This is a genomic window from Acinetobacter sp. YH12142 (genome assembly GCF_013418435.1).
Taxonomy (GTDB): domain Bacteria; phylum Pseudomonadota; class Gammaproteobacteria; order Pseudomonadales; family Moraxellaceae; genus Acinetobacter; species Acinetobacter amyesii.
The window spans coordinates 160,898-187,084 of the sequence record NZ_VPCB01000008.1 but is presented as its reverse complement, the minus strand read 5'-3'; the positions used below and the strand labels follow the sequence as shown (position 1 = coordinate 187,084).

Sequence of the window (26,187 nt, the reverse complement as noted above, 5' to 3'; positions counted from 1 at the left end):
TTCTGTGTGAATAATCAAGCTATAAAAAAGAGAGCCTTAGCTCCCTTCGTAATAAAACTTACTTCTTAATAAAACTTAAAATTGTTTCATCGTCGACTTAGCGGCCCAAAACCATTTCTAAAATAAACTTAGAACCAATAAAGCCAACTGCCAAGAGACAAAAACCAATAATGGTAAAGCGAATGGCTTTTTGACCACGCCAACCAAATCGATAGTGTCCAATGAGCAAAGCTCCATAGACGAACCATGAAATAATGCTAAAGGCAGTTTTATGCGCCAAATGCTGTGCAAAGAAGTTATCGATGGTGAAGAAACCAAACCCAAGTGCCACGGTCAGTAGTGCAAAACCAGCAATCAATAAATCAAATAGTAAAGATTCCATGGCTTGGAAGGATGGAAGCAGGCTCACCCATACACGTTTTTTCTGCTTGTTTTTCAGTTCACGGTCTTGTAAACGCAAAATGACCGCTTGAATAGTTGCCATCAGTAGGACGGCATACGCGGAAAGCGACAAAATAATATGGATGTCTAAACCCAGTGAATGTTGCTCTATGAATTGATTTTGTCGACTAAATGCAAAGCCTAAAATCAACCCCGTTGCTGCCACAGGAATGCCCAACAGGTTCATCGCAAGCACAGGCCGATAGGTACTAAATAACACACTGAGTAATAGCATGAGACCTGAAGTAAATGACATCAGGTTGAACACGTCATAGTTCACACCCATAGGCGTCAACATGTCGTTATATAAAACACCTGCATGCAATAACATGCCTAAACCAAGTACAACACCAATAAACCAATGGTTCGGCGCACGTTTAGACATTAAATGGCTGAATAAATACCAAAAAGACGTGGTATAAGCGATTAATGCTAGGATCGTGTAAACCAAGGGGAGACTGATCATGTCAAACCTTTTTCAGGATGTTGAATATTCATTTATATAAATTCTGCAAGAACTAAAGTATCCTATAGCATTCTATGCATAAATTTTCTATTTTAAGAAACAATTTTTTGCTCATGGCTATTTTAAGCGGATTTTGCAATGTTTGATACCTTAACAGAACGACTCACGCAGAGTTTAAGAAATGTTACTGGCTCAGGGCAGCTAACCGAAGACAATATTAAAGATACGTTACGCGAAGTACGTATGGCACTTCTTGAAGCCGATGTTGCGTTACCTGTAACTCGTGAATTCATCGCGAAAGTTAAGGAAGAAGCATTGGGCCAAGAAGTGATGACTCAGTTATCACCGGGGCAGGCTTTCGTCAAAATCGTTCATGACGAATTGACCAAAATGATGGGTGAGGCGAATGAAAGCCTAGACCTAGCGGCAAAACCACCAGTTGTTGTGCTTCTTGCAGGTTTACAAGGTGCGGGTAAAACAACTACTGCGGCAAAACTTGCACGTTTCTTACAAGAGCGTCAAAAGAAAAAAGTAGCAATGGTGTCTGCCGACGTTTATCGTCCAGCGGCGATTAAACAGCTACAAACGGTTGCAGGTGAAGTTGGCGCGATTTTCTTTGAATCAAGCGCAGACGAAAAACCGATTACCATCGCAAATCGTGCGATCGAGCAAGCAAAAATTCAATTTGCTGATGTCTTGATTGTCGATACAGCAGGTCGTTTACATGTAGACGACGAAATGATGGATGAAATTAAAGAGCTTCATGCAGCAATTAAGCCGACTGAAACATTGTTCGTGGTTGATGCCATGACCGGTCAGGATGCGGCGAATACGGCAAAAGCCTTTAATGATGCCTTGCCTTTAACCGGTGTGATCCTGACAAAAACGGATGGTGATGCACGTGGTGGTGCAGCACTTTCTGTTCGTGCCATTACTGGCAAGCCGATTAAATTCTTGGGTATGGGTGAAAAACTCGATGCCCTAGAGCCATTCCATCCTGAACGTATTGCACAGCGTATTTTGGGTATGGGTGACGTACTTTCTTTGGTCGAAGAAGTTGAACGTAAAATCGACAAAGAAAAAGCCGAAAAAATGGCGAAAAAACTGCAAAAAGGCGGTAGCTTCAACTTTGAAGATATGCTGATGCAGTTTGAACAAATGAACAAAATGGGCGGCATGATGGGCTTCCTGGATAAACTTCCAGGCATGAGCAACTCAGGGATTCAAGATGCAATTGCACAAGCAAATCCTGAAAAGCAAGTGAAGAAAATGGAAGCAATTATTCAATCGATGACCATTAAAGAACGTCGTAACCCAGACTTGATGAATCCAAGCCGTAAAAAACGTATTGCAGCAGGCTGTGGTATGGATGTTGCGGAAGTAAATAAACTCATCAAGCAACATGCGCAAATGGCGAAAATGATGAAGAAATTTGCCAACCCAACGGGTATGGCAAAAATGATGAAATCATTAGGCAATATGCAAAAACAATTTGGCGGCGGTGGCATGGGTCCATTGTTCGGCAGTAAAGATCCGAAGTAATTTGGACTTAAAAAAAGGCGCATTTAGCGCCTTTTTTTATGGCTGCAATTTGACGAGACTGTGCGTTCAAGTAAAGTGGTAGGGTACATTTGATAGCAAGTACTGGATGAAGGAATCTTGCTATACCAGCAGATAGATACCGAACTGAGCTAAATCATTACAAAAAGATGCCAAATTGACATTGAGACCATGTTGGTGAAAGGTTTAAAACAGAGGTGAAAATTTGCCGAACTGCAAATTGAAAGCTTCACTAAAAATAATCACCTAAAATAAGAATCAAATCATGAATACACCGCATACGCCAGAAAGCCAAAAGATCTATATTGTTCATGGTCATGATGCATCGCCGAATGATCATTGGTTTCCTTGGTTAGGACGAAAGCTGCAAGAAGCAGGACATTATTCTCGACGCATCGTGATGGCAAATGCGGCACAACCTGATTTTGACCATTGGCAGAAATTTCTAGCGTTGCAAATGCCAGATTTGGATGAAAATACCATCGTGATTGCACATGGTTTGGGGTGCTTAACCACGCTGCATTATCTCAATCAATATTTTGAACAGCATAGCACACGGATTAAAGCGGGCGTTTTTGTGTCAGGTTTTAAAAGTAGTTTACCGACACAGCCTGAATTAACCGCATTTATTCAACGTGCAAAAATGGATAGCGGTGTTTTACAGACCTATATGCCGATTTGTATCAGTCTGATTTCATCCAATGATCCAATCGTGCCGCCACCGGTTGCGATTCAATTGGGCAATTTTATAAATGCACAAATTTATGAAGTGAAAGAAGCAGGGCATTTCACAGCAAAAGATGGCTTTTCTGAGATTCCACAACTGTGGCACGTGTTAGAGCCGATTTTAACGGCTTAGGTAGGTTTTGAGCGCGTGTTTTATAGATCGCGTGTTTTGTCGATAAGGTATTTAGTGAAGACTGAGATTACAATCATGCAATTGGTGCAATTGAAGAGAAAAAAGGCGCAATCTGCGCCTTTTTTGTTTGTTCGAACTGTTGAAAGATCAGTCGAGTTCTAAAGCAACACGTTCACGAATGTCGTCAATATCATCATTGGCTTCGCGACCATCTTCCTGCCATGCTTTATAAGCACCAACATATTCACCATCGGTATCGACGACATATTCAGCCGCAATTTTTCCTGAGGCATACCATAAGCGATAGGCATCATTGCCATTTTCATCGACTTTATACGCTGCGCCACGTTGTCCTGTTGGATAAAACTCTTCGCCGTGGATGCTCACGCCATCTTGGTTCACAAAGGTTGATTCTACTTTGCCGTTTTTGCGATAAAGCGTTACTGGGCCTTCGATGTCACTGCCACTGAAACTAAATAGTTTCATCGGATCTTTGACCCAAGCAGGTGAGGATTGAGGGGTTTTGGTTTCTTGGTAAAAATCTTGGACTAAAAAATCACCTGTCGCATTACGACCTAAAAGTACACGGTAATAGCCGTCTTTGACTGGAGTCATGTAATAGCTTGAGTCAATATATGATACGCAGCCGCAGTAATCAGGATTATCTTCATCTCCAAAATAGCCCAAAACTGCTTCAGAGGTGCTGAGCTGTGATTTGATTTCGGCAGGGATTTTAGAGTTGGCTAGATTTTGTGTGGTGGTACAACCGCCGAAGAATAATGTAGAGGCGAGCAGGCTTAAACCCAGTAAATTCTTAAATTTCATATCTATACTCTTCGTCTTATATTCTATCTTGAAAGACATTTTTAAATTATAAAGTTGCTGATGTATCTGTCGATCATCGCAGGCTATTGTAATTCCTTGGACGAAAAAAGGTCATGAATCGCGATACAATTTGTAACCACGCTTATATGAAATGACCATCAATAAAAAAGCGTGATCACCATTGGTCATCACGCTTTCACAGTTTGCTATCAAAAAATGGCTAAATTACACGCCATTTACATAACTTTGTAGGCCTCGAAGCAGCAAATCTGCTTCGACAGCTGGCTGATATTGTTCTAAATAACGTGCAAATAGCGCAGCATCGCCACCGGTTAAAATTAACCGACTTGGATATTTGTCGAGAACTTTTTCAATGGTGCTGACCAAGCTGAGCAAGATGCCATGATGAACAGCGTCTATGGTGTTTTTACCAGGAGACAGCTCATCAAAGGTGGCATCTGGAATTTTAATGCCTTTTGTGTTTTGGATGAGCGAATCACGTTGTAAATACAAATTTGGCAAAATATAGCCGCCTAAATGTTGTAAGCCATCTGTTAAGTCAATGGTGAGTGCCGTGCCACAGCTAATGACACAGTATTTTTGTGTAGGGTCTTTGACCACAGCCAGCATTTGCAGCCAACGGTCGATCCCGAATTTACTGGTGTCTTCATATGCACAGCGTAAGCCCGCATATTCGGCATGTACTTTGGCAATAGTGACAGGAACGGCTAAAAATTTAAGAATTTTTTGAATCCGATCATTATTTTTCTTGTCGAGTACTGAAGAAATCCCGACCTGATCTAAGTCCAAACTTTTAAAGTGTTGGATCAAACCGAGAAGTAGTTCGGCAGGCGACTGTAAATGTAGTTCCGCAGCATGCTCTATGATTTGATCGTATTCGGTAATCCAGTATTTCAGCCGGGTATTACCGACATCGAGCCATAATTTTTTCATCAGTAGGCCTTTGCAATCCTGTTTATGATTGATCTGCTAAACGTAAGCGGCCTTGGAAATAATTTTCTAAGCGCTGCGAGGTTTGGATGTTGATCGAACCATCATTTTCAATGCCGAGAAAGCGACCTTGGCTTTTGCCTTGCAGGTGTTCAAGTTCAACGGGCTGTTGCATAAATGCAGCATAATGGTTGAATCGTGCAGCGAGGTTGTAGCAGTTATGATCGAACCATTCACCTGCAAGTTGAATCGCGGCATAGAGTTCAGCAATTAACTGCAAACGGTTTGGCGAGGGAAGTCCGAGTTCAGATAACGAGGTTGCACGTTGCTCAATTCCTGCAGATGGAATCGGAAATAAGTTCATGCCCACGCCGACGATCGCTTGATGTGGCGAAATCGGTTCAATCAAAATCCCGCCCCATTTGCCTTGTGGGCTATATAGGTCATTGGGCCATTTCACTTGTAAAGGGAGATTTTGCAAACTTGGCATTTGCAAGATATTTAAGGCAATTTCAAGTGCAAGCCGTCCATCTATTGCTGTCTGTAAATTCAGCAATGTGCTTAAATAGATATTACCAACGGGTGAGACCCATTGATGATCGCGTTGCCCACGGCCTTGAGTCTGTTGTTCACTGCATACCAAAACATCTTGAATGCCTTTTTTGGCAATCTCACGGACATCGTCATTGGTCGATGTGGTAATGGGCTTCAGTAATAAAACTTCAGGCGGTTGAGGTACTGTGCTCAGCAATTGCTGTAAGTGTCTGGTCTCTAAATCCATTTGAATCTGAGAGTTGTGGAATAATATTGATGGAGTTAATCATATATTTACTGATTGGTGCAATCGCTGGTTTCGCTGCGGGGCTATTTGGTGTGGGCGGTGGCCTGATTATTGTGCCAATTTTATTCATTGTCTTTACCCAACTTCAGTATGACCCCAGTGTGATTATGCACATGGCAGTAGGCACGTCTTTGGCCACGATTATTGTGACCTCACTCAGTTCGGTTTCGGCTCATCATAAAAAAGGTGCAGTGCTGTGGAATGTCTTTCGGAATTTGGCACCGGGTTTGGTGATCGGTTCATTTCTCGGTGCAGGCATTGCAGATTATCTCTCAGGGCAGGGTTTGCAACTGTTAATCGGCTTTTTTGCAGTCTGGGTGGCCTTTAAAATGTTTCGCGGTGCTGCGACACCTGTCGATCCGAATAAACATTTACCCTCACAAGCCATGCAAATGGCAGCAGGCGGTGGCATTGGGATTGCCTCTGCGATTTTCGGTATTGGTGGTGGCAGCTTAACCGTCCCGTATTTGAATAAAAATGGCGTCATTATGCAAAAAGCAGTCGCAACGTCTGCTGCATGTGGTTTACCGATTGCGATTGCTGGGGCACTCGGCTTTATGTGGTTTGGTCATCAAGCCGATATCGTGGTTCCCAATACCATTGGTTATATCCATATTTATGCATTTATCGGGATTAGTGTAATGAGCTTCATCACTGCGAAATTGGGTGCGAAAGTGGCTCATATGTTGTCGCCATTTATGCTAAAGCGTTGTTTTGCATGTTTATTAACAACAGTTGGTTGCTATTTTATTTACCAAGGTGTGCAAGCCTTTGGCGCTTGATTGTCCGTTTTGACTGACAAAATTGGCTTTGTTGACACAAGATTGTCAGACAATGTCATGTTCAATTAGGTTGCTTATCGTTTCTAATGCAAATAGATTGAGTGTAAATCTGAACATTGCATCTTATAAAAAAAAGATAGGAACAGTATGCAACAACAAGAAGCGGACAGTTTATCAGAACAAATTGCCAAACACATCGGTGAACAAATCATTCGCGGTGAGTTGGTCGAAGGCGAGCGTATTCAGGAACTCAGAATCGCGGCCGAATTGGATGTGAGCCGTGGCTCTGTTCGTGAAGCTTTATTGATTTTAGAACGGACCCAACTCATTGAAATCTACCCGCGACGTGGCGCCTTAGTCTCTGAAATGTCGGCTTTACAAGTGCGCTCATTATTTGATATTGCAGCATTATTGTTGGGTCAAATTGTGCATCGTATGGCGGAAACGTGGCGTAGCCATGAAGCTGAGCGTATTCAGTTATTACTTGAACAATTAGACGTAGAAACTCGCCAAGGCAATACCGAAAAGTTTTATGATCTGATTTTTCAGGGCATGGCTCGTCAGCATGAAATGGTGGGAAATACCTACCTGATGCGTTATTACCAAGAATTGTTGCCATCACTCAGACGTAGTTATTTCCTGACACTGAATATTTCACGACGTGAAATACAAGAATCTTTTGATTTGTTTAAATTGGTGACTGATGCAGTTTTAATCAGAAAATCACATCAAGCCACTTTATTTATGGAAGATTTTTGTCGACACTTACGCAACCTTGTGTTGGAATCACTAACACGGATGAAACAAATCGAATTAGCGTGGGCGAGACGTTCACGCCGCTGATCAGGACATTATGCGTTTAAGCAGTTTAAAACTTTCCGGCTTCAAATCTTTTGCCGATAGCACAACTCTAAAATTTGAAGGCAACCGTAGTGCGGTTGTTGGACCGAACGGCTGTGGTAAATCCAATGTGATTGATGCCATTCGTTGGGTTATGGGTGAATCCAGTGCCCGTCAATTGCGAGGTGCCACCATGCAAGATGTTATTTTTACCGGAACGGCAAAGCGTAAACCAGTCGGGATGGCGAGTGTTGAACTGCGTTTTGATAATACCTATGGCAAGTTAGGTGGTGCTTATAATGCATATACTGAACTGGCAGTTCGCCGTCAGGTCAATCGTGATGGTAAATCCGAATATTTCCTCAATGGCACCAAATGCCGCCGTCGTGATATTACCGATATTTTCTTAGGTACCGGTTTAGGTCCGCGTTCGTATGCGATTATTGAACAGGGCATGATCAACCGTTTGGTCGATGCCAAACCTGAAGAAATGCGCGTGTATATTGAAGAAGCCGCAGGGGTTTCTCGCTATCAAGCCCGTCGTCGTGAAACTTTACAGCATCTTGAACACACCACTCAAAACTTAGAACGTCTCGAAGACATTGCATCCGAACTAAAGTCTCAGCTGAAAACCTTAAAACGTCAGTCTGAAACGGCGGTGCAGTACAAAGAATTAGAAACCCAAATTCGTACTATTAAGATCGAAGTGCTGTCTTTCCAATGTGAACAAAGCACGCGTTTACAGCAAGAATACACGCTTCAGATGAATGAGCTCGGGGAAACCTTCAAATTGGTTCGTTCTGAGCTGAACACCTTAGAACATGACTTATCTTCCACCAGTGCTTTATTTCAACGGCTTATTCAACAGTCCACCCCATTACAAAGTGAATGGCAACAGGCGGAAAAGAAACTGTCTGAGTTGAAAATGACGCTGGAGCAAAAGCAGGGTTTATTTGCACAAAATTCGGCAAGTTTGGTGGAGCTTGAAAAGCAAAAAGCGCAAACCAAAGAACGTTTACAGCTATTAGAGTTACAACTGGAAACGCTGCAAGAACAGCAAGATGGATTTGTTGAACAATTACAGCGTCAAGAAAGCAGTAGTCAGGAACAGACCCAGCAGTTAGCCGATTTGAAAGCTCAGCATCAACAAGCGGTTCAACAATTTGAACAATGCCGTGGGCAAGTTGAAAAGCAGCAACAGCAAAAGCTACAGATGTTGGCGCAAAGTGAACAATTGACCAAAAATATTGGTCGTATTGAGCAACAGCGTGAGACTCTGCAACAGCAACGAGGTCAAATTCAGCATCAGGCGCAGCAAGATGAGTTGGAGCAGTATCAGCAAGATAAGCAACAGCTCGAACAACAAATTACGCAACAAGAGCAGGTGGTTGCCGAAACTCAAGCACAGCTTGCAGCTGCACAAGAACAGCAGGCACAGCATAAAAATATGGTGCTGCAGCTAAAGTCAGAAATACAGGTGCTGTTGTCCGAGCAGAAAAACCTAAACCAATTGATGATTAAAGCCAGTCCAAAGCAGCAAAGCCAGCGTCAACATTTAATGCAGCAGTTGCAGTTGAGCACGCAAGGCAAACAGCATGCGCAACTGGTCGAGAAATTTTTGTCTAAATGGCTGAGTGCCCAAGTTTTAGGACACAGTGATAATTTTCAAGATAGTATTGCACGTCAGGTCAAAGGCAGTCATCACACCGCAGCACAAATCGTTGGATTAGACGCTTTGGCGACGTGGATTAAAGCACCACAGCTTTCGATCTGGCAGCAGGTCGCGATTGCCGAAACATTGACGGTGGCATTGAGTCATCAGGCTAAACTGGCCGCTGGTGAGTCAATACTCACGCTCGATGGTTATCATGTCGGTGCAGATTGGGTGATTGGTCTAGACTATGATGAGGACAGCCAAGCAGGGCAAGGTGCATTGAGCCACCGTATTCGCTTAGATGAATTGACTGAATTACTTGCAGAGCAGCAGCCTAAACTGACACAACTAGAAGGCCAATTGCCTGAGTTGCAAAATGCCATACAGGCTTTACAGCAAAACCTGCAACAGCAACACAGCCAATTAAAAACTTGGCAAAAAGACATTCAAAATGCTGATGTTGCCATTGCGAAGGTACAAAGTTCCAATCAGGCTTTTGCCTTACAAAAGCAGCAGTTAGAAGATCAATTGCAGCAACTTGAAGCACAGCTTGAAGAAGATGCCATGCAAAAAGACGATTTGGAAATTGATCTGCATGCGCTGACGATGAAGCTTGAGCAAGCTTTGCCCAATTATAAAACCTTGCAATTCCAAGTTGAAGAGTTGAGTCTAGCACTGGAAAGTGCTCAGCAAGTGGCATTACACAGTCAGCAAGAATTGGAAATTGTGCGTCGTCAGTCTGTACAGACAAAACAACAGATTGAATTATTAGAAAAAGACACGGTCTTTTTGAAAGCGCAAACTCAGCAAATTATTGGACAGATGGAGCAGGCAAAGAAATTTGTCGATCCGGTACAGTTAGAATTGCCTGCGCTTGAGTCACAGTATTCAGAGCAGGCTCAAGTCACTGAACGTTTACAAAAAACCTGGAATGACTGGCAGCTTGAACTGAATAACGTACAGAGCAAACAACAGACATTGACGGAACAACGCCATTCACATCAACAGCAAGATGAAAAATTGCGTACGCAATTGGAAGAAAAGCGTTTGGCTTGGCAATCCGCGCAGTCTGATTTTCAGCATTATTCTGAACAGCTGAAAGAAATGAACAGCGAAATGCTGACAGGTTTAAGCATTGATGTGGTATCCCATCAGCAAAAACTAGAAAAAGCACAGCAGCAGTTTGATAAATTGGGTGCAGTCAACTTGGCTGCGGCAGAAGAATATACTGAAGTTTCTAAACGCTTCGATGATTTAAGCCACCAAATTGATGACTTGCAAAAGACCGTTGAACAACTGCAAGCCGCGATGAAAAGCATTGATCAGGAAACGCGAAAGCTGTTTATGACCACCTTTGATAAGGTTAATGCTGAACTTCAAGAGTTGTTTCCGAAAGTATTTAATGGTGGTGAAGCAAGTTTAAGCCTTGAAGATGGTTGGCAATCGGGTGTAAAACTGATGGCACGACCACCGGGTAAACGAAATAGCTCTTTGGCATTATTGTCAGGTGGTGAAAAGGCATTGACCGCATTGGCTTTGGTTTTTGCGATTTTCCGCCTAAATCCTGCGCCATTTTGCGTTTTAGACGAAGTCGATGCACCTTTAGACGATGCAAATGTAGGAAGATTTTGTAATCTTGTAAAAGAGCTTTCAGAACAAGTGCAATTTATCTACATTACACACAATAAACTGGCAATGACAATGGCAACTGACTTACTTGGTGTGACCATGCCAGAACCAGGAACTTCAAAATTAGTGACTGTGAATATTGAGCAGGCCAAAGAATACGGTTTAGCTGCGGAGGCATAACATGGAAATCACCACTATAGCTGGGATTGTAATCGCTGTAATTATCATGGTTGTGGGCATTCGAATGATGTTTCGTAAACCTGCGGATGCAGCGCCATCACTCGACACCGAATTACATATTGACCCTGATAGTCAGCAACCTGTTATTCCGCGCCATGTACGAAATCAGTTAAATACACCTGAAACCACGCAACGTGTAGAGCCGACTTTGGCTGAGGAAAAAGTCACAGCGGTTGAAACGACTGAAGCTGTTCAAGCGAATGTAACGCAAGAAGCAACGGCAACGGAACAAGCAGAGCAGAGCGTTGAGGCTACGGCAAAGACTGAGACGACTACGACGGATCCCGTTTCAGTTGAAAATGCTCAAACTGCGACAGAATCTACAACGGTTACATCTGTAGCAGATGTAGCCAATGAAATCGCGATTCCTGTGACGGATGTTCAGGCTGAGGTTGTCCCTGCAGAAAAAGCACCAGAATTTAGTGTAAATAGTGCAATTGAAAAAGCTGAAATTAGCGATTTTGATGAAGAAAGCAGTATTTTGGATGCTCATTTACATGAACAAAAAATTGTTGATGAAGAAAGTGCTTTAGCAACTGCGGAAACTTATATCGCCTTAAATGTGTTCCCGGATAGCCGTGCCTTGTCAGGTGAAAAAGCATTAAAAGTGTTGCTGAAGTACGGTCTGCGTTTTGGCGAAATGGCCTGTTTCCATCGCTATGATGAAGAAGGGACAAAGTTATTATTCTCTGTATTACAAATGAATAATGATGGCGCTGCGCAAGGTTTTGATCTTGAAACTTTATCGACTGAAGAAGTAAAAGGTTTGGCTTTCTTCTTAGCGCTGCCACACAGCGATGTACAAAATGCCTTTGATACCATGGATAGCATTTCACGTCTAATTGCCCGTGAAATTGACGGTACTGTGTATGATCAAAATAACCAAGAATTTACACCGCAGATGCGTGAACATTGGCGTCATCAAGCGATTGATTATCGTCAAGGTCAAGCCATCGAAGTCTAAGCGTCTTTGATTGAAACTCACCGAGTGGGTTTCTATAATAGCAACAGATAATGAAATTTGAGGGCGGAGCATGAACCGCCCTTTTTTATGGTGAATGTATGACACAACAATCCACTGTCGTTGCACAGATGCGACAACTGATTCAACTCTTGGCGAAACATAACCATGCCTACTATGTCATGGACACGCCAGAAATTGAGGACAGTGAATATGATCAACTTTTTCACCAATTAAAAGCCTTAGAAGAGCAATACCCTGATTTAGTACAACCTGATACACCAACCACAAAAGTGGGTGGAAAGGCCTTGTCTAAGTTTGAATCTGTAACCCATGCAGTGCCTATGTTGTCATTAGGTAATGTGTTTAATGCAGAAGATTTATTTGCCTTTGCCCGTCGTGCGGAAGAACGCTTACCGAATCAAAAAATTGAATATGATGTCGAATTAAAATTTGATGGGCTGGCCATTTCTCTTTGGTATGAAAATGGCATTTTAGTCCGTGGTGTGACACGGGGTGATGGTGAAACAGGGGAAGACATTACCCAAAATGTAAAAACTATTCGTAATTTACCTAAAGTACTGACTTCTACACAGACTGAAATTCCAAGTCTGCTTGAAGTTCGCGGTGAAGTCCTGATGCCAAAGTCAGGCTTTGAAAAGCTCAATGCTGAAAACGAAGCCAAAGGTGAAAAAACCTTTGCCAATCCACGAAATGCAGCAGCAGGAAGCTTACGTCAACTCGACCCTGCAATTGCGGCTTCACGTCCATTGGCTTTTTATGCCTATGGCATTGCACAGTGCGAACCACATCATGGTCAAACCACCATGTCTGATAGCTTAGAATGGTTGACGCAGTTTGGTTTTGCTGTCGGTGAACGTCACTTTATTTGTGATAGCATTCAGGACGTACAAGCTGCGTATGAGCAAATGATCATTGATCGTCCAAGCCTGAGCGTTGAAATTGATGGCATGGTGATTAAGGTAAACAGCCTAATGCAACAGCAAACATTGGGTTTTTTAAGTCGTGAACCACGTTGGGCAACGGCATATAAATTCCCTGCAGTCGCAGCGCTCACGACGGTTGAAAATATTGATTGGCAAGTGGGGCGTACAGGGACTTTAACTCCAGTCGCACGTTTAAATCCAGTGGCAGTCGGTGGCGTAACGGTTTCCAATGTCACTCTACATAATATTGGTGAAATTCATCGTTTAGATGTACGTGTAGGAGATACGGTCAGTGTCTACCGTAGTGGCGATGTGATTCCAAAAGTGGAAAAAGTATGGCCTGAATTCCGTCCTGTAGATACGGTAGAAGTTCAGTTGCCTGCATGTTGCCCAGTCTGTGCATCTCCAGTGGTAATGCCAGAAGGTGAAGCTTTGGCACGTTGTTCAGGTGGTTTGTACTGTGCTGCACAGCGTATTGAGGCGATTCGTCACTTTGTATCACGTAAAGCTATGGACATTGAGGGCTTAGGCGACCGTTGGGCGGAATCACTTTTACATTTGGATCTGCTCAAAGATGTTGCTGATATTTATAGCTTGCATGCGCATCGTGAAAAATTACTGACCATTGAAAAAATGGGTGAGAAGTCGGTTCAAAACCTTATCGATTCCATTGAAAATAGTAAGAAAACGACACTAGGTGCATTTATTTATGCACTCGGCATTCGAGGCGTGGGTGAAACCACGGCACGCATGCTCGCCAATACCTTCCAAACCTTTGATGCGATTCGCCATGCAGATCTCGAATCCTTGAAAAAAACGCCAGACGTTGGTGATATTACCGCAGAATGGATAGTCGACTTTTTCCAAGCGCCGCATAATCTCGAAGTGGTTGATCGTTTGTTGGCAGCAGGGATTCATTGGGATGCACCGGTTGCGCCAAGTCGTCAGCCACTGAATGGCGAAAGTTGGGTGATTACAGGGACTCTGAGCACCATGGGGCGTGATGAAGCGACGCAAATGCTACAAGCTTTAGGCGCACGTGTCAGTGGTAGTGTTTCAGGTAAAACCAAATGTGTAGTTGCGGGTGAAAAGGCAGGTTCTAAATTAGAAAAGGCTGAAAAGCTGGGTGTACCTGTGATGAGCGAAGAAGAGTTCATTGCCTTTGTACAACAGCATAATGCTTCTTAAGTATTGAAAATCAAACCTGAAAACGTAGTTACTTTTGAACAAACGCCTGATGCATTGCATTGGGCGTTTTTATTTTGCTGCTTAACATGATTGCGTCAGCCTATCAGTTGTTGATGATAGATCAGACATCATTCCTCAACATTACTCACTAAGCATTTTGTTAAAGCGTGAATGTATTGAGATACAATTTTAGCCATAAAAAAAGCAGCTTAGGAGCTGCTTTTTTTATTCAGTGATCACATTATTCTTGATCAACTTTCATTGGTTTTACATCCATTTCTTGATATGAAACTAACTTGGTTTTGTGTTTCCACTTATAACCGAACCAAATGGCAAGGAATAAGAAAATACCAATATAGGTAGAAACAACGGCTAACCACTCACCATCTAAAACGGCTTGATAGTTCTGACCAAGGACCACGATGGCACACAAAATAAAGGCAAACCACGGTGCAAATGGGAAGAATTTTGCACGGTAAGCAAGATCTTCTAATTTATTGCCTTGAGCCAAGTAGCCTTTACGGAAGCGATAATGTGAAACTGCAATACCGAGCCACACAATAAAGCCACACATACCTGACATGTTCAGTAACCAGTTAAATACCGCTTGTTCACCGATAAAAGTGGTTAAGAAGCACAGTGCCGCAATCGCCGTTGTTGCATAAAGCGCATTCATCGGTACGCCACGTGCATCTAAGCGACCAAAGACTTTCGGCGCACTGCCTTTACGTGCCATATCAAACAGCATACGAGTAGAGGAGTACATACCAGAGTTACCCGCTGATAAAATCGCAGTCAAGATCACCGCATTCATCACCGATGCAGCAAAAGCAAAACCTGCTTTTTCATACAGTAAGGTAAATGGTGAAAGTGCAATATTTTCAGTAGATGCTGCTTGTAATAAACGTGGGTCATCATAGGCAATGAGAGTGCCGATAATAAAGATACACACGATATAAAACAACAAGATACGCCAGAAAATTTGCTTGATGGCAATAGGAATGGTCTTTTCAGGATCTTTCGATTCACCTGCAGCCACACCAACCATTTCAGTCCCTTGGAAAGAGAAACCGGCAATCATGGCCACACCAATCAAGGCAGATAAACCGCCGACAAATGGGGCTTCACCCTTGGTCCAGTTGGCAAATGTTTCTACGCCCGGTGTCAGCATGATTTTACCAATCATAAACAGGCCGATAATGATAAAGGCAACAATTGCGAGCACTTTAACAAGCGAGAAGAAGAATTCGGATTCACCGAAGCCTTTTACGGTCAGCGCATTAATGGCAAAGACGATTGCGAGGAAAATTGCACTCCAGTAAAAGCCCGGAATATCTGGAAACCAGAATTTCATAATGAATTGGACTGCAACCAATTCAAATGCCACGGTAATCGCCCAGTTGTACCAATAGTTCCAACCCAAAGCGAAGCCGAAACCACCCTCGACATATTTAGTGCCGTAGGTAAAGAATGCACCCGAAGTTGGATTATGTGTTGCAAGCTCACCTAGACTGGTCATCAAGAAGTAAATCATGATACCAATTAAGCAGTATGCAAGCAGGGCGCCACCCGGGCCTGCATTGGCAATGGTTGCACCTGAGGCAAGGAATAAACCTGTACCAATTGATCCACCAATTGCAATCATGTTGAGATGGCGAGCACCCAACTTACGCTGAAGCTGAGCTGGTTTTTGAGTTTCGCTCATCATTGTTCCTTAAGATTTTTTTGCGTGCTCGCAAACAAGACTTTAAATCCTTGTTGGTCGGCTTTGATTGTACATTGACCATAATGCTGCTCAATTAAAGTCGGATAATTGAGGAATCGGTTGGCAACAATCCAAAGCTCACCCCCAGACTTCAAATGTCTGCGCGAAGTTTTGCATAGATTTTCACTGGCATTGTAGTCGGTTTGAATCCCTTGATGGAAGGGTGGATTGCTGACTACGGCATGTAAAAATAGTGGTGCATCCTCGATTCCTGTGACCGCTTTAATCTCAAGTTGTTCAGGTTCAAGCAAATTTTGTTCAAATGTCATTTGTGTAGAAGCCAGTGCAAAAGCATCTACATCCATGGCAAAGATACGATTTTTAGGATTCAGTTTGGCTAAATAAGCACTGATGACACCCGCACCACAGCCGAAATCAGCAATTTTGCCCGAAGTGACTTGTGATAAATAAGGCAATAAGGTAGCCGTACCCACATCTAAACGGTTCTGGCTAAAGACACCCGGCAATGCGCAAATCGTAAGCTCACCATTTGGAGTCTCAACTGGATATTTTTGCACCCAATCTTGTAGTGGCTTGAGTGTTACAGTTTTTTCTAAGAGGGTTTGCCACATTTGACAGTGACGCGCACTATCAATTTTTAGGGTTTTACCAAAGGGTTGTAATTGTTTTGCTGCGCGTTCAACACCGCCTTTTTTCTCACCCACGAGGAAAATAGACGCACCTTGAGCAAGGTGACTTGCCACATTGTGTAATAAATAATTTAGCAGTTCTTTTGATTTTGGAACAAAAATAACCGCTTGATCAAACTGACCTTCAGGAAAATCGACACCAAAATGGACGTTTGACTGTTGATTTTGAAAGTACTGAAAATCATTAAAATTCCAGCACCAAATCGATGGCTTAATATTGTCATTCAATTGACTGAGTAAGTCATCTGTCGGTGCATTTACGAAAAGCACGCGATCTTGTAATAAATCGATCTGTCGTATAACGACTTCACTTGTGAGATCCATAGATTTCTCCATCATAAAAAACACTGCCTAGGACGGAACCTAGGCAGTGTTCTTTGACAAATGAACTTACTTCTTCACTTCAGGAAGAACAATATTCAAAATAAGGGCAGCAATACCACCAGTTGCAACACCTGAACTAAAGATATTACGGAACAATTCTGGTAAGTGTTCTAGAATTTGTGGCACTTGTGCAACACCTAGACCCAATGCCAGTGAAATTGCAATGATTAATAGTGCACGGCGGTCTAAATGAATGCCTGACAAGATATTAATACCAGAGGCAGCAACTGCGCCGAACATTACCATCACAGCACCACCCAATACGGCTTGTGGAACCGCTTGAATAACACCAGCAACTGCAGGAAGTAAACCTAAAATAATTAAAAGGGCTGCAATCCAAATACCTACGTAGCGGCTTGCAACACCTGTTAACTGGATTACACCATTATTTTGTGCAAATACAGAGCTTGGGAAAGTGTTAAAGATACCTGCAAGGAATGAGTTTGCACCATTAACTAACACACCGCCTTTAATACGCTTCATCCATTCAGGACCATCAACAGCTTGGTTTGACAATTTAGATGTTGCGGTGATATCACCAATCGCTTCTAAAGACGTTACCAAGTAGATAAATGCCATTGGAATGAACAAGCTCCAAGAGAAGCTTAAGCCAAAGTGCATTGGAGTTGGGATTTGCACCAGTGGTGCATCTTTTAGACCGTCAAAGTTTAAATGACCCATAAAGCCTGCAAGGATATAACCAACCACAAGTGCGATCAGGATAGCAGAGCTTTTTACCCAAGTAATTCGCACACGGTTCAGTAAAATGATTAAAGCCAAAACAGTACATGACATGATGAGGTTGTCAGCATTGGCAAAGGTTTTATCGCCCATGGCTTGATAACCACCACCCATACTGATCAGACCTTCTTTAATTAAGGTCAGACCGATCAAGAGCACCACAATACCTGTGACAAGTGGGGTAATTAATTTTTTCACCCAAGGTAAGATTTGTGACACACCCATTTCAATAAATGAACCCGCGATCACCACACCAAAGATAGATGCCATCACTGCTTCTACTGGTGTACCTGCAGCAACCATTGCTGAACCAATACCAATAATTGGACCAATAAAGTTAAAACTTGTACCTTGTACAATCAGAAGACCTGCCCCAAATGGACCGACTTTTTTACATTGTAAGAAGGTTGCGATACCAGAGATCACCAATGACATCGAAAGAATCATATTAGTATCTTCTTTTGATACACCGAGTGCCAAACAGATCAGTAGACCCGGCGTCACAATTGGGACAATAATGGCGAGCAAATGCTGGAACGCAGCGAGAAAAGCAATAAATGGTTTTGGTCGATCATTCAATCCATAGACTAAATCGAGTTGATCTTTTGCTTCGGGAGATTGGTTTAAATCAGACATGCGGCACTGAAAATTAAGGCTAGGTGACGCTATTCTAATCTGTTTACACAGCTTTACAAAACCTAAACCGTGTCAGTCGTCAAAAAAAATACCATTGTCAATAAACTGTCACTACTAAAATCTATATTTTTTCTGTATAATTTGCCCTCAAACTTTAGGCGTATCGAATTCACATGTCAGATATTAAAACTCTCCGTAACATTGCCATCATCGCGCACGTCGACCATGGTAAAACTACTCTTGTAGACAAACTTTTACAGCAATCAGGTGCTCTTGGTGATCGTGCAGGCGAGATCGAACGTGTAATGGATTCAGGCGCGATTGAGTCTGAACGTGGTATTACCATTCTTGCAAAAAACACTGCAATCAAATGGTTAGACAAACGTACTGACACTGAATACCGTATTAACATCGTGGACACCCCGGGACACGCCGACTTCGGTGGTGAAGTTGAACGTGTAATGTCGATGGTTGACTGCGTACTTCTTCTTGTTGACTCTCAAGAAGGTCCAATGCCACAAACTCGTTTCGTAACGCAAAAAGCGTTCGCACGTGGTTTGAAACCAATCGTAATTATCAACAAAGTAGACAAGCCAAACGCGCGTCCTGACTGGGTAATTGACCAAGTATTTGACTTGTTTGACAACCTTGGTGGTACTGACGAACAGCTAGACTTCCCAGTTGTTTATGCTTCTGGTCTTCGCGGTGTAGCGGGTCCTTCTCCAGAAGAACTTGCTGAAGACATGACTCCATTGTTTGAAACAATTGTAGACATCGTTGAGCCACCAGCAGTTGACGTTGATGGTCCATTCCAAATGCAAGTGTCTTCACTTGACTATAACAGCTTCGTAGGTGTTATCGGTGTTGGTCGTATCCAACGTGGTTCAGTGAAATTAAACACTCCTGTAACTGTAATCGACAAAGACGGTAAAACACGTAACGGTCGTATCTTAAAAATCATGGGTTACCATGGATTAGAGCGTATCGATGTTGAATCAGCTTCTGCTGGTGACATCGTTTGTGTAACGGGTATTGATGAACTTCATATCTCTGACACAATCTGTGATCCAAAAGCAGTTGAAGCTTTACCTGCACTTTCTGTAGACGAACCTACAGTATCGATGACTTTCCAAGTAAACAACTCACCGTTTGCTGGTAAAGAAGGTAAATTCGTAACTTCACGTAATATCCGTGAACGTCTAGATCGCGAATTGATTCACAACGTAGCATTACGTGTTGAAGATACTGACAGTCCTGACCGTTTCAAAGTATCTGGTCGTGGTGAGCTTCACCTTTCAGTTCTTATTGAAAACATGCGTCGTGAAGGCTTTGAAATGGGCGTATCACGTCCACAAGTAATCATCAAAGAAATTGATGGTGAAAAACAAGAGCCATACGAAAACGTAACGTTTGACGTTGAAGAGCAGCACCAAGGCGCTGTAATGGAACAAATGGGTCACCGTAAAGGTGAAATGACCAATATGGAAGTTGACGGTAAAGGCCGTATCCGTATTGAAGCAACAGTTCCTTCACGTGGTTTGATTGGTTTCCGTTCTGAATTCTTAACTATGACTTCAGGTACAGGTATCATGACTTCAAGCTTCTCGCACTACGGTCCTATGAAACAAGGTACTGTTGCGAAACGTCAAAATGGTGTGTTGATTTCTATGGTTCAAGGTACTTGCTTGGGCTATGCACTATTCAGCTTACAAGACCGTGGCCGTCTATTCGCTAAACCTCAGTTAGAAGTTTATGAAGGCATGATCGTTGGTATTAACTCACGTTCAGACGACATGACTGTTAACCCAACTAAAGCGAAACAGCTAACTAACGTACGTGCTTCTGGTACTGATGATGCGTTGACTCTTGTTCCGCACATTGAATTTACGCTTGAACAAGCGCTTGAATTTATTGAAGACGACGAATTAGTTGAAGTAACGCCTAAGTCAATCCGTATCCGTAAACGCTGGTTGACTGAAAACGAACGTAAACGTAACCGTAACGTTTAATTTTACAGTTTCAAAAAAACCGCTGACTTAGGTTAGCGGTTTTTTTATGCATGGGCGTTTTGAATAAAAATGCAAAAATTGAATGACTTTATTCATTTAATTCGACATGCATAATTTTGATAAATCCTTTTTAATAGAATGTATTACCAAAATCAAAAATGTTTTGTGTGAATTTTTATACATGGTATTTAGAATCTAATATAAACCAAGTAAATTAGGTGGAAATAGTTATACAGATATAATGTATACTTCGTCACAAAATTAAAGCTGAAAAAATTTCTGGAGATCACATGAGTATTATTCAAGAATTTAGAGAATTTGCCGTAAAAGGCAACGTGATGGACTTGGCTGTAGGTGTCATCATTGGTGGTGCTTTCGGTAAAATCATCGATTCCATGGTAAAAGACATTATCATGCCTTTTATTTCTTGGATCCTTGGTGGTGACGTTGATTATTCAAATTGGTTCTTAGTATTGGGCGATAATCCAAATAACCTCACCACGCTCAAAGCAGCACAGGATGCAGGCCTTAATGTGTTGGCTTACGGTAACTTCTTAACTATCTTAATCAACTTCTTGCTTTTGGCATGGGTCGTATTCTGGTTAGTGAAATTGATGAACAAATTGCGCCGTCAAAAAGTTGAAGAGCCAGCTCCAGAGGCGACTCCAGAAGATATCGAATTACTTCGTGAAATTCGTGATGAATTAAAACGTAAAGGTTAATCCTTTAGCATTTAAAATGGCACTTTGAAGTGCCGTTTTTTATTGAATCCCTTCCGACCTCCATTTTAAAAAGGGAGGAGAATTCCTTCTTTTCAAAGGGGGGATTTAGGAGATTAAAAATCCATCCGAAACTTAATTTCTAACAAATGCCAGCCAAACTGGCTTTTGATCGGGCCATGCAGTTCACGTTCGGGCAAAGTAAAAACTGCCTTATCAATTGGACCAACCAGTTGGCCTTTTTTAATGTCGCCAAGCTCACCGCCTTTTTTACCCGAAGGGCATGTCGAATGCTGCTTTGCAATTTTGGCAAAGTCCGCACCGCCTTTGATTTTCTTTTTCAGTTGCTCACATAGTTCTTTATCTTTAACTAATATGTGGCGAACAATCGCAGACTTCATGCGTTATTTCCTTTCACGGTTTTCTTACTCAGCATTTTAACCTTTTTTAAAGGCTGACACTCTGGGCAAAACACCGATGCACGTTGCCCTAGTTTGATATTTTGCAAGATGGTTTCACAGTTGATGCACATTTCACCGGCACGTCCGTAGGCGAGCAGAGTTTGTTGGAAATAACCATTTTCGCCCATCGCATTGCTGTAATCACGTAACGTCGAACCGCCTAAATCAATTGCCTGTTTTAAAATGCGTTTGATTTCGATGACCATTTTTTCAACTTGTTCAAAACTCAAACTTGATGCAGGCTGCGCAGGGTGTATGCCTAAGTTAAATAAGCTTTCCGTTGCATAGATATTGCCGACACCAACCACAATATGATTGTCCATGATCGACACTTTGATACCGGTCTGTTTATTTTTAAATTTTTGGAATAAGTATTCAGCATTAAACGCATCACTCAGCGGTTCAGGGCCAAGCGTGTCAATCAGTTTGCTTTGAGATGATGCATCTAACCATAAAATACAGCCAAAACGGCGCGGATCATGATAGCATAATTGCATATCTTCAAAATGAATCACCAGATGATCATGCTTTCGTAATGCTTCATGACCTTCACAAATCCGAAAACTGCCAGACATGCCCAAATGCCATAGCATGCTGTCCTGTTCAAATTCAGCCAAAATATATTTTGATCGACGGCTGAGCTGAAGCAGCTTTTGTCCGACGAGTTTTTGAATGTCGTCAGGAATAGGCCAACGCAGGCTCGACTGAAAAACCTCAACTTTGAGAACCTTTTCATTCAATAATGGCAATAAACTGGTTTTAGTGGTTTCTACTTCTGGTAATTCAGGCATAAAGGTCGAAGCAATGGGTCATTCAAGTTATGCATACTATTGGGTCTAGCCCAACAGAATGCAAGTTTCATCGCGGTCTGAGGGGATGTTTGAACAGGCTATTGATTATTAATTGTGAGAATAGTAAACCAATAAGTCACAATAATGAGTTGGAATAATAGATTGGAAGTAGATAGTTTGAATTATTAAAATTATAAAATATTGAAAAATAATAACTAAAAATATTTCATAACAATAGATTTATTTAAAATCACTTATTGATAAATTAAAGTTTTGTGAATGATAAAAATAATGCTGAGATAGAACGTGAAAAATTATGTAATTTTTGTGACATTAGATTTTAAGCCATGTGGCTTGTCTAGAGACTCTCTCCAGATTTAGGTTTTACCATGAAAAAATACAGTCTAGCTTTTCTACCTGCATTTGTTGCAGCAGCCATGACACATGTTCACGCCGCAGAAGCATTCGACACTAAAGGTCAGTACATGCTCGGGGATTGGGATGGTAAACGTACCGAACTTGCACAACAAGGTGTGAAGTTTGAGGCCAATATTGCTGCTGATGCTGCCTATCTTGCCGATGGCGGTCGTAATCCGGGACATTCAGCAACGGTAGCCAGCCAATTGTGGTTAGGTACACAGCTTGATATGGAAAAACTCGCAGGTTGGGATGGCGTGACTGTGCGTGCTGTAATGACTGCTCGTCAAGGTCAAAGTACCTCAGTTCGTGATTTGCAAGGGGATGTTCCTCAATTGGCAAATGCACAAGCCAATTTTGGCCGTGGTAATCAGAAAACTCGCTTATCTGAACTGTCTATTGAAAAGCAATTTAAACAGCAAGGCTTAAGCATTAAAGCAGGCCGTTTAGGTCTAGGTATGGACTTTAACGTGATGGCGTGTGATTTTGCCAGCAATGCCTTTTGTGCTGCACAAATGGGTAAATGGCAAGGTTCTATGTGGATGAATACCCCAGTTTCACAATGGGGTGGACGTGTGAAATACCAAGCGACACCAGAACTTGCGGCACAAGTCGGTGTTTATGAATTTAACCCTGACAATGGTAATGCCAAAGCAGAAGGTCAAGGTTGGAGTCTAGATACAGATCATGCTGATGGCGTAACCATTCCCGTAGAATTGGTTTGGACACCAAAATCATTGGTCAATGGCTTACCGGGCAGCTACCGCTTTGGTGCGATGTACAACACTGCAGATAATGTAAAAAATCAAAAAGACATTATTTCGGGTGAAGCTGAAGATCGTACCTTTGGTGGTTGGGTAGCGATTGAGCAACAGTTAACGTCTACAGGTGAAGGCAAACGTGGCTTGCATAGCTTTGCTAATTTTACTTGGCATGATCGTGTCACCACAAAAGTTGATAACTCACAGCAGCTGGGTTTGAAATATATTGGATTGGCCGATCGTTTACCAAACGATATGGTTGGCTTGGGCGTGAACCGTGTGCATGTCAATGATCGACTTTCTGCTGAGAAATTTGATGCAAGCGCAGAATATAATGTCGAGTTGAACTATAGCCATAACCCTACGAAATGGTTGATGATTCGCCCAAGTTTACAATATGTGATTAACCCAGGCTCAACAAATCGGGTTGATGATGCTTTCCTAATTGGTTTAAGCTCTAAGGTAATATTCTAATGTCAAAATAGGTGCTCTATGCAAAGTAAATTTAACGTCACATCATTTAAGACACATTTACTTTGCCTGACGGCATGTATTAGTCAACAGTTGTATGCAGAAACAGGTTCTACGGAACCTGTTTTACTTCCTGAGATTACCATTGAAGCACCACGAACCAATACCACATGGTTAAAAACACCGGCATCGGTATACCGGGTACAGCAAGCTGAAAATAATAACAATACGGGTGTGAATCTGTCTGAAACCTTAAAAGGTGTGCCCGGACTACAACTGAATAACCGTGAAAACTATGCACAAGACTTGCAACTGTCTATGCGAGGCTTTGGCGCTCGTTCAACATTTGGTGTGCGTGGTATCCGTTTATATGTTGATGGAATCCCTGCGACCATGCCGGATGGTCAGGGACAGACGTCAAATATCGATATGAGTAGCTTAAATCATATCGAGGTATTGGGCGGGCCATTTTCCTCTTTATACGGTAATTCTTCGGGTGGGGCAATCTTAACAACAACCAAGCAAGGTACTGGAAAAGACTCTATCGAACTCGGCTATTCGGGCGGCAGTCATCATAAAAGTCGTGCTGATATTGTGCTGCAAGGTGGCTCAGAACGGGCCAATGAGCCTAGCTATGTTGTCAGTTCTTCTTATTTTGAAACTGATGGTTACCGTGATCATAGTGCTGCAAATAAGGTACTCAGCAATGCAAAACTGACTTGGGATCTGGATGATGGTTCCAAGGTTAATTGGATTGTGAATCATGTGGATATTAATGCCGATGATCCACAAGGGTTGAGTCAACAAGAATGGAAAGAAAATCCTAAGCAAGTTCAAGCAAATGTTTTGAAATATGATGTACGTAAAGAGATTCAACAAACACAAACAGGTTTAACTTGGACTAAACCAATCAATGATCGTCATGAAATTTATGTAATGGGTTATGTAGGACATCGTGAAGTCACTCAGTATCAAGGTATTCCAAATACTGTGCAAAGAAATCCCGAGCATGCAGGTGGGGTGATTGATTTTGATAGGGATTATTATGGAGCAAATTTCCGTTGGACAGGTAAGGATTTATTGCCAAATACACGTCTTAGCTTAGGCTTGGCTGTTGATCAAATGGATGAAGAACGACGTGGTTATGAAAATTTCAAAAGAACTTCTGTTAATACTTCTGCAACAGATTATGATTTTGGTCATAAGGGAAATTTACGCCGAGAAGAAAATAATACCCTTTGGAATATAGATCCTTATTTACAAGCTTCGTGGCAATTTTTACCTACAGTTCGATTAGACACTGGCTTGCGTTATAGCAATGTTCGTTATGAATCTAAAGATCGCTATTTAGCTAATGGTGATGATAGTGGTAAAAATAAGTATGATAAATTTTTACCATCAGCGGCATTATCTTGGGAAATTACTCATGATTTGACGAGTTATATCAGTTTTGCGAAAGGTTTTGAAACACCGACCTTTACAGAAAGTGCCTACCGTTTAGATCCAGTTGAACCGAGTCAAATCATCGGCGGAATAAATAATGATTTAGATCCATCTTCAAGTGATAACTATGAGTTAGGCTTTAAGGCGCAAAATGATTATGGTTTATTCACTTTGGCAGGTTTTTATATAAAAACGCATGATGATATTGTTTCATACCTGAGTGATGCAGGTCGCACAGTTTATAAAAATGCCGATCAAACATTGAGAAAAGGTATTGAGTTTTCTTGGCAACATAAGCTTTGGAACGATTTAACTGCACAAGCGAGTTATAGCTATATTGATGCAAAATTTGATTCTCCCTATTCAAATTCTGATGGTATAGCAATTGAAAAGGGTAATTACATCCCAGGTATTGCAAAGAACCAAGCTTATGCTGCGCTAGGATGGCAACCTGAAGCTGGTTTTAATGCGGGTGTTGAAGTGCGTTATATGGACAAGATTTATGCCAATGATGCTAATTCTGAAACAGCTCCAAGCTATAGCGTGACGTCTGTTAATGTTGGCTATTTGTGGAAAAACAATGATTGGAAAGTACGTAGCTATGCACGAATAGATAATCTTTTTGATGAAGACTATGTGGGTTCAGTTATCGTCAATACATCAGGATCACAAGGCGTCTATCGTTATTATGAGCCTGCTGATGGTTTGAATTGGAGTGCAGGATTAAGTGTGACCAAAGCCTTCTAAAAGGAGAG

20 protein-coding genes are annotated in these 26,187 nt (G+C 42.0%); 11 read left to right on the top strand and 9 right to left on the bottom strand.

What is annotated here, in order from left to right; genetic code table 11:
* Positions 1–97 precede the first annotated feature (97 nt).
* Positions 98–907 carry an inner membrane protein YpjD gene (locus FTU77_RS08850; RefSeq protein WP_078191164.1) on the bottom strand — a complete coding sequence of 270 codons (810 nt, stop codon included), beginning with the start codon at positions 905–907 and terminating at the stop codon, positions 98–100.
* 138 nt (positions 908–1,045) lie between these two features.
* Between FTU77_RS08850 and ffh the strand changes: the two genes are divergently transcribed.
* Both ffh and FTU77_RS08840 read left to right on the top strand, forming a co-directional pair.
* Positions 1,046–2,449, top strand: coding sequence for a signal recognition particle protein (gene ffh / locus FTU77_RS08845; RefSeq protein ID WP_078191163.1), 1,404 nt, complete (start codon positions 1,046–1,048; stop codon positions 2,447–2,449).
* Between the two features lie 283 nt (positions 2,450–2,732).
* Positions 2,733–3,326, top strand: a complete 594-nt coding sequence (locus tag FTU77_RS08840) for an alpha/beta hydrolase (protein WP_180055575.1) — start codon at positions 2,733–2,735, stop codon at positions 3,324–3,326.
* 147 nt (positions 3,327–3,473) lie between these two features.
* Here FTU77_RS08840 and FTU77_RS08835 read toward each other — a convergent pair whose 3' ends face one another.
* The 3 genes from FTU77_RS08835 to FTU77_RS08825 form a co-directional block, all read right to left on the bottom strand.
* On the bottom strand, positions 3,474–4,151 hold the full coding sequence (locus FTU77_RS08835; protein WP_180055574.1) for a hypothetical protein: 678 nt from the start codon (positions 4,149–4,151) through the stop codon (positions 3,474–3,476).
* Positions 4,152–4,376: 225 nt separating this feature from the next.
* Positions 4,377–5,105 carry a type III pantothenate kinase gene (locus FTU77_RS08830; protein WP_180040873.1) on the bottom strand — a complete coding sequence of 243 codons (729 nt, stop codon included), beginning with the start codon at positions 5,103–5,105 and terminating at the stop codon, positions 4,377–4,379.
* Between the two features lie 22 nt (positions 5,106–5,127).
* Positions 5,128–5,883 (bottom strand): biotin--[acetyl-CoA-carboxylase] ligase, encoded by a 756-nt coding sequence (locus FTU77_RS08825; protein ID WP_180055573.1) that lies wholly within the window; start codon positions 5,881–5,883, stop codon positions 5,128–5,130.
* Positions 5,884–5,912: 29 nt separating this feature from the next.
* On the opposite strand from FTU77_RS08825, the gene FTU77_RS08820 reads away from it, so the two are divergent.
* The 5 genes from FTU77_RS08820 (at position 5,913) to ligA (ending at position 14,184) form a co-directional block, all read left to right on the top strand.
* Positions 5,913–6,725, top strand: a complete 813-nt coding sequence (locus FTU77_RS08820; RefSeq protein ID WP_180008514.1) for a sulfite exporter TauE/SafE family protein — start codon at positions 5,913–5,915, stop codon at positions 6,723–6,725.
* Between the two features lie 147 nt (positions 6,726–6,872).
* On the top strand, positions 6,873–7,568 hold the full coding sequence (locus FTU77_RS08815) for a GntR family transcriptional regulator (protein WP_180021411.1): 696 nt from the start codon (positions 6,873–6,875) through the stop codon (positions 7,566–7,568).
* Positions 7,569–7,578: 10 nt separating this feature from the next.
* Positions 7,579–11,028 carry a chromosome segregation protein SMC gene (gene smc, locus FTU77_RS08810; protein WP_180055572.1) on the top strand — a complete coding sequence of 1,150 codons (3,450 nt, stop codon included), beginning with the start codon at positions 7,579–7,581 and terminating at the stop codon, positions 11,026–11,028.
* Position 11,029: 1 nt separating this feature from the next.
* Complete coding sequence (locus FTU77_RS08805; RefSeq protein WP_180055571.1) at positions 11,030–12,052, top strand: cell division protein ZipA C-terminal FtsZ-binding domain-containing protein; 1,023 nt, start codon at positions 11,030–11,032, stop codon at positions 12,050–12,052.
* 98 nt (positions 12,053–12,150) lie between these two features.
* Positions 12,151–14,184 carry an NAD-dependent DNA ligase LigA gene (ligA, locus tag FTU77_RS08800; protein WP_180055570.1) on the top strand — a complete coding sequence of 678 codons (2,034 nt, stop codon included), beginning with the start codon at positions 12,151–12,153 and terminating at the stop codon, positions 14,182–14,184.
* 241 nt (positions 14,185–14,425) lie between these two features.
* Here the strand turns inward: ligA and FTU77_RS08795 are convergent, their stop codons facing one another.
* The 3 genes from FTU77_RS08795 to FTU77_RS08785 form a co-directional block, all read right to left on the bottom strand.
* Entirely contained in the window at positions 14,426–15,889 is a 1,464-nt protein-coding gene (locus FTU77_RS08795; RefSeq protein WP_180021403.1) for an amino acid permease, read from the bottom strand.
* The gene (locus FTU77_RS08790; protein ID WP_180055569.1) at positions 15,889–16,923 is read right to left on the bottom strand and encodes a methyltransferase; all 1,035 of its coding nucleotides are present in this window, start codon (positions 16,921–16,923) and stop codon (positions 15,889–15,891) included. The genes FTU77_RS08795 and FTU77_RS08790 overlap by 1 nt, the downstream gene beginning before the upstream one ends.
* 66 nt (positions 16,924–16,989) lie before the next feature.
* Positions 16,990–18,360, bottom strand: a complete 1,371-nt coding sequence (locus FTU77_RS08785) for a uracil-xanthine permease family protein (RefSeq protein WP_180055568.1) — start codon at positions 18,358–18,360, stop codon at positions 16,990–16,992.
* 173 nt (positions 18,361–18,533) lie between these two features.
* Here FTU77_RS08785 and typA point away from each other — a divergent pair, with 173 nt between their 5' ends.
* Entirely contained in the window at positions 18,534–20,369 is a 1,836-nt protein-coding gene (gene typA, locus FTU77_RS08780; protein ID WP_180055567.1) for a translational GTPase TypA, read from the top strand.
* A gap of 290 nt (positions 20,370–20,659) precedes the next feature.
* On the top strand, positions 20,660–21,091 hold the full coding sequence (gene mscL / locus FTU77_RS08775; RefSeq protein ID WP_078192339.1) for a large conductance mechanosensitive channel protein MscL: 432 nt from the start codon (positions 20,660–20,662) through the stop codon (positions 21,089–21,091).
* A gap of 113 nt (positions 21,092–21,204) precedes the next feature.
* Here the strand turns inward: mscL and FTU77_RS08770 are convergent, their stop codons facing one another.
* A complete protein-coding gene (locus FTU77_RS08770; RefSeq protein WP_086198859.1) occupies positions 21,205–21,489 on the bottom strand; it encodes a peptidylprolyl isomerase in 285 nt (94 codons plus the stop codon).
* Positions 21,486–22,340 (bottom strand): bifunctional DNA-formamidopyrimidine glycosylase/DNA-(apurinic or apyrimidinic site) lyase, encoded by an 855-nt coding sequence (gene mutM, locus FTU77_RS08765; protein ID WP_180055566.1) that lies wholly within the window; start codon positions 22,338–22,340, stop codon positions 21,486–21,488. Before mutM ends, FTU77_RS08770 begins: the two co-directional genes overlap by 4 nt.
* Before the next feature lie 389 nt (positions 22,341–22,729).
* On the opposite strand from mutM, the gene FTU77_RS08760 reads away from it, so the two are divergent.
* Both FTU77_RS08760 and FTU77_RS08755 read left to right on the top strand, forming a co-directional pair.
* Complete coding sequence (locus tag FTU77_RS08760) at positions 22,730–23,992, top strand: carbohydrate porin (RefSeq protein WP_180055565.1); 1,263 nt, start codon at positions 22,730–22,732, stop codon at positions 23,990–23,992.
* An 18-nt stretch (positions 23,993–24,010) separates the two neighbouring features.
* Positions 24,011–26,179 (top strand): TonB-dependent receptor, encoded by a 2,169-nt coding sequence (locus tag FTU77_RS08755; protein ID WP_180055564.1) that lies wholly within the window; start codon positions 24,011–24,013, stop codon positions 26,177–26,179.
* Positions 26,180–26,187: the final 8 nt, after the last annotated feature.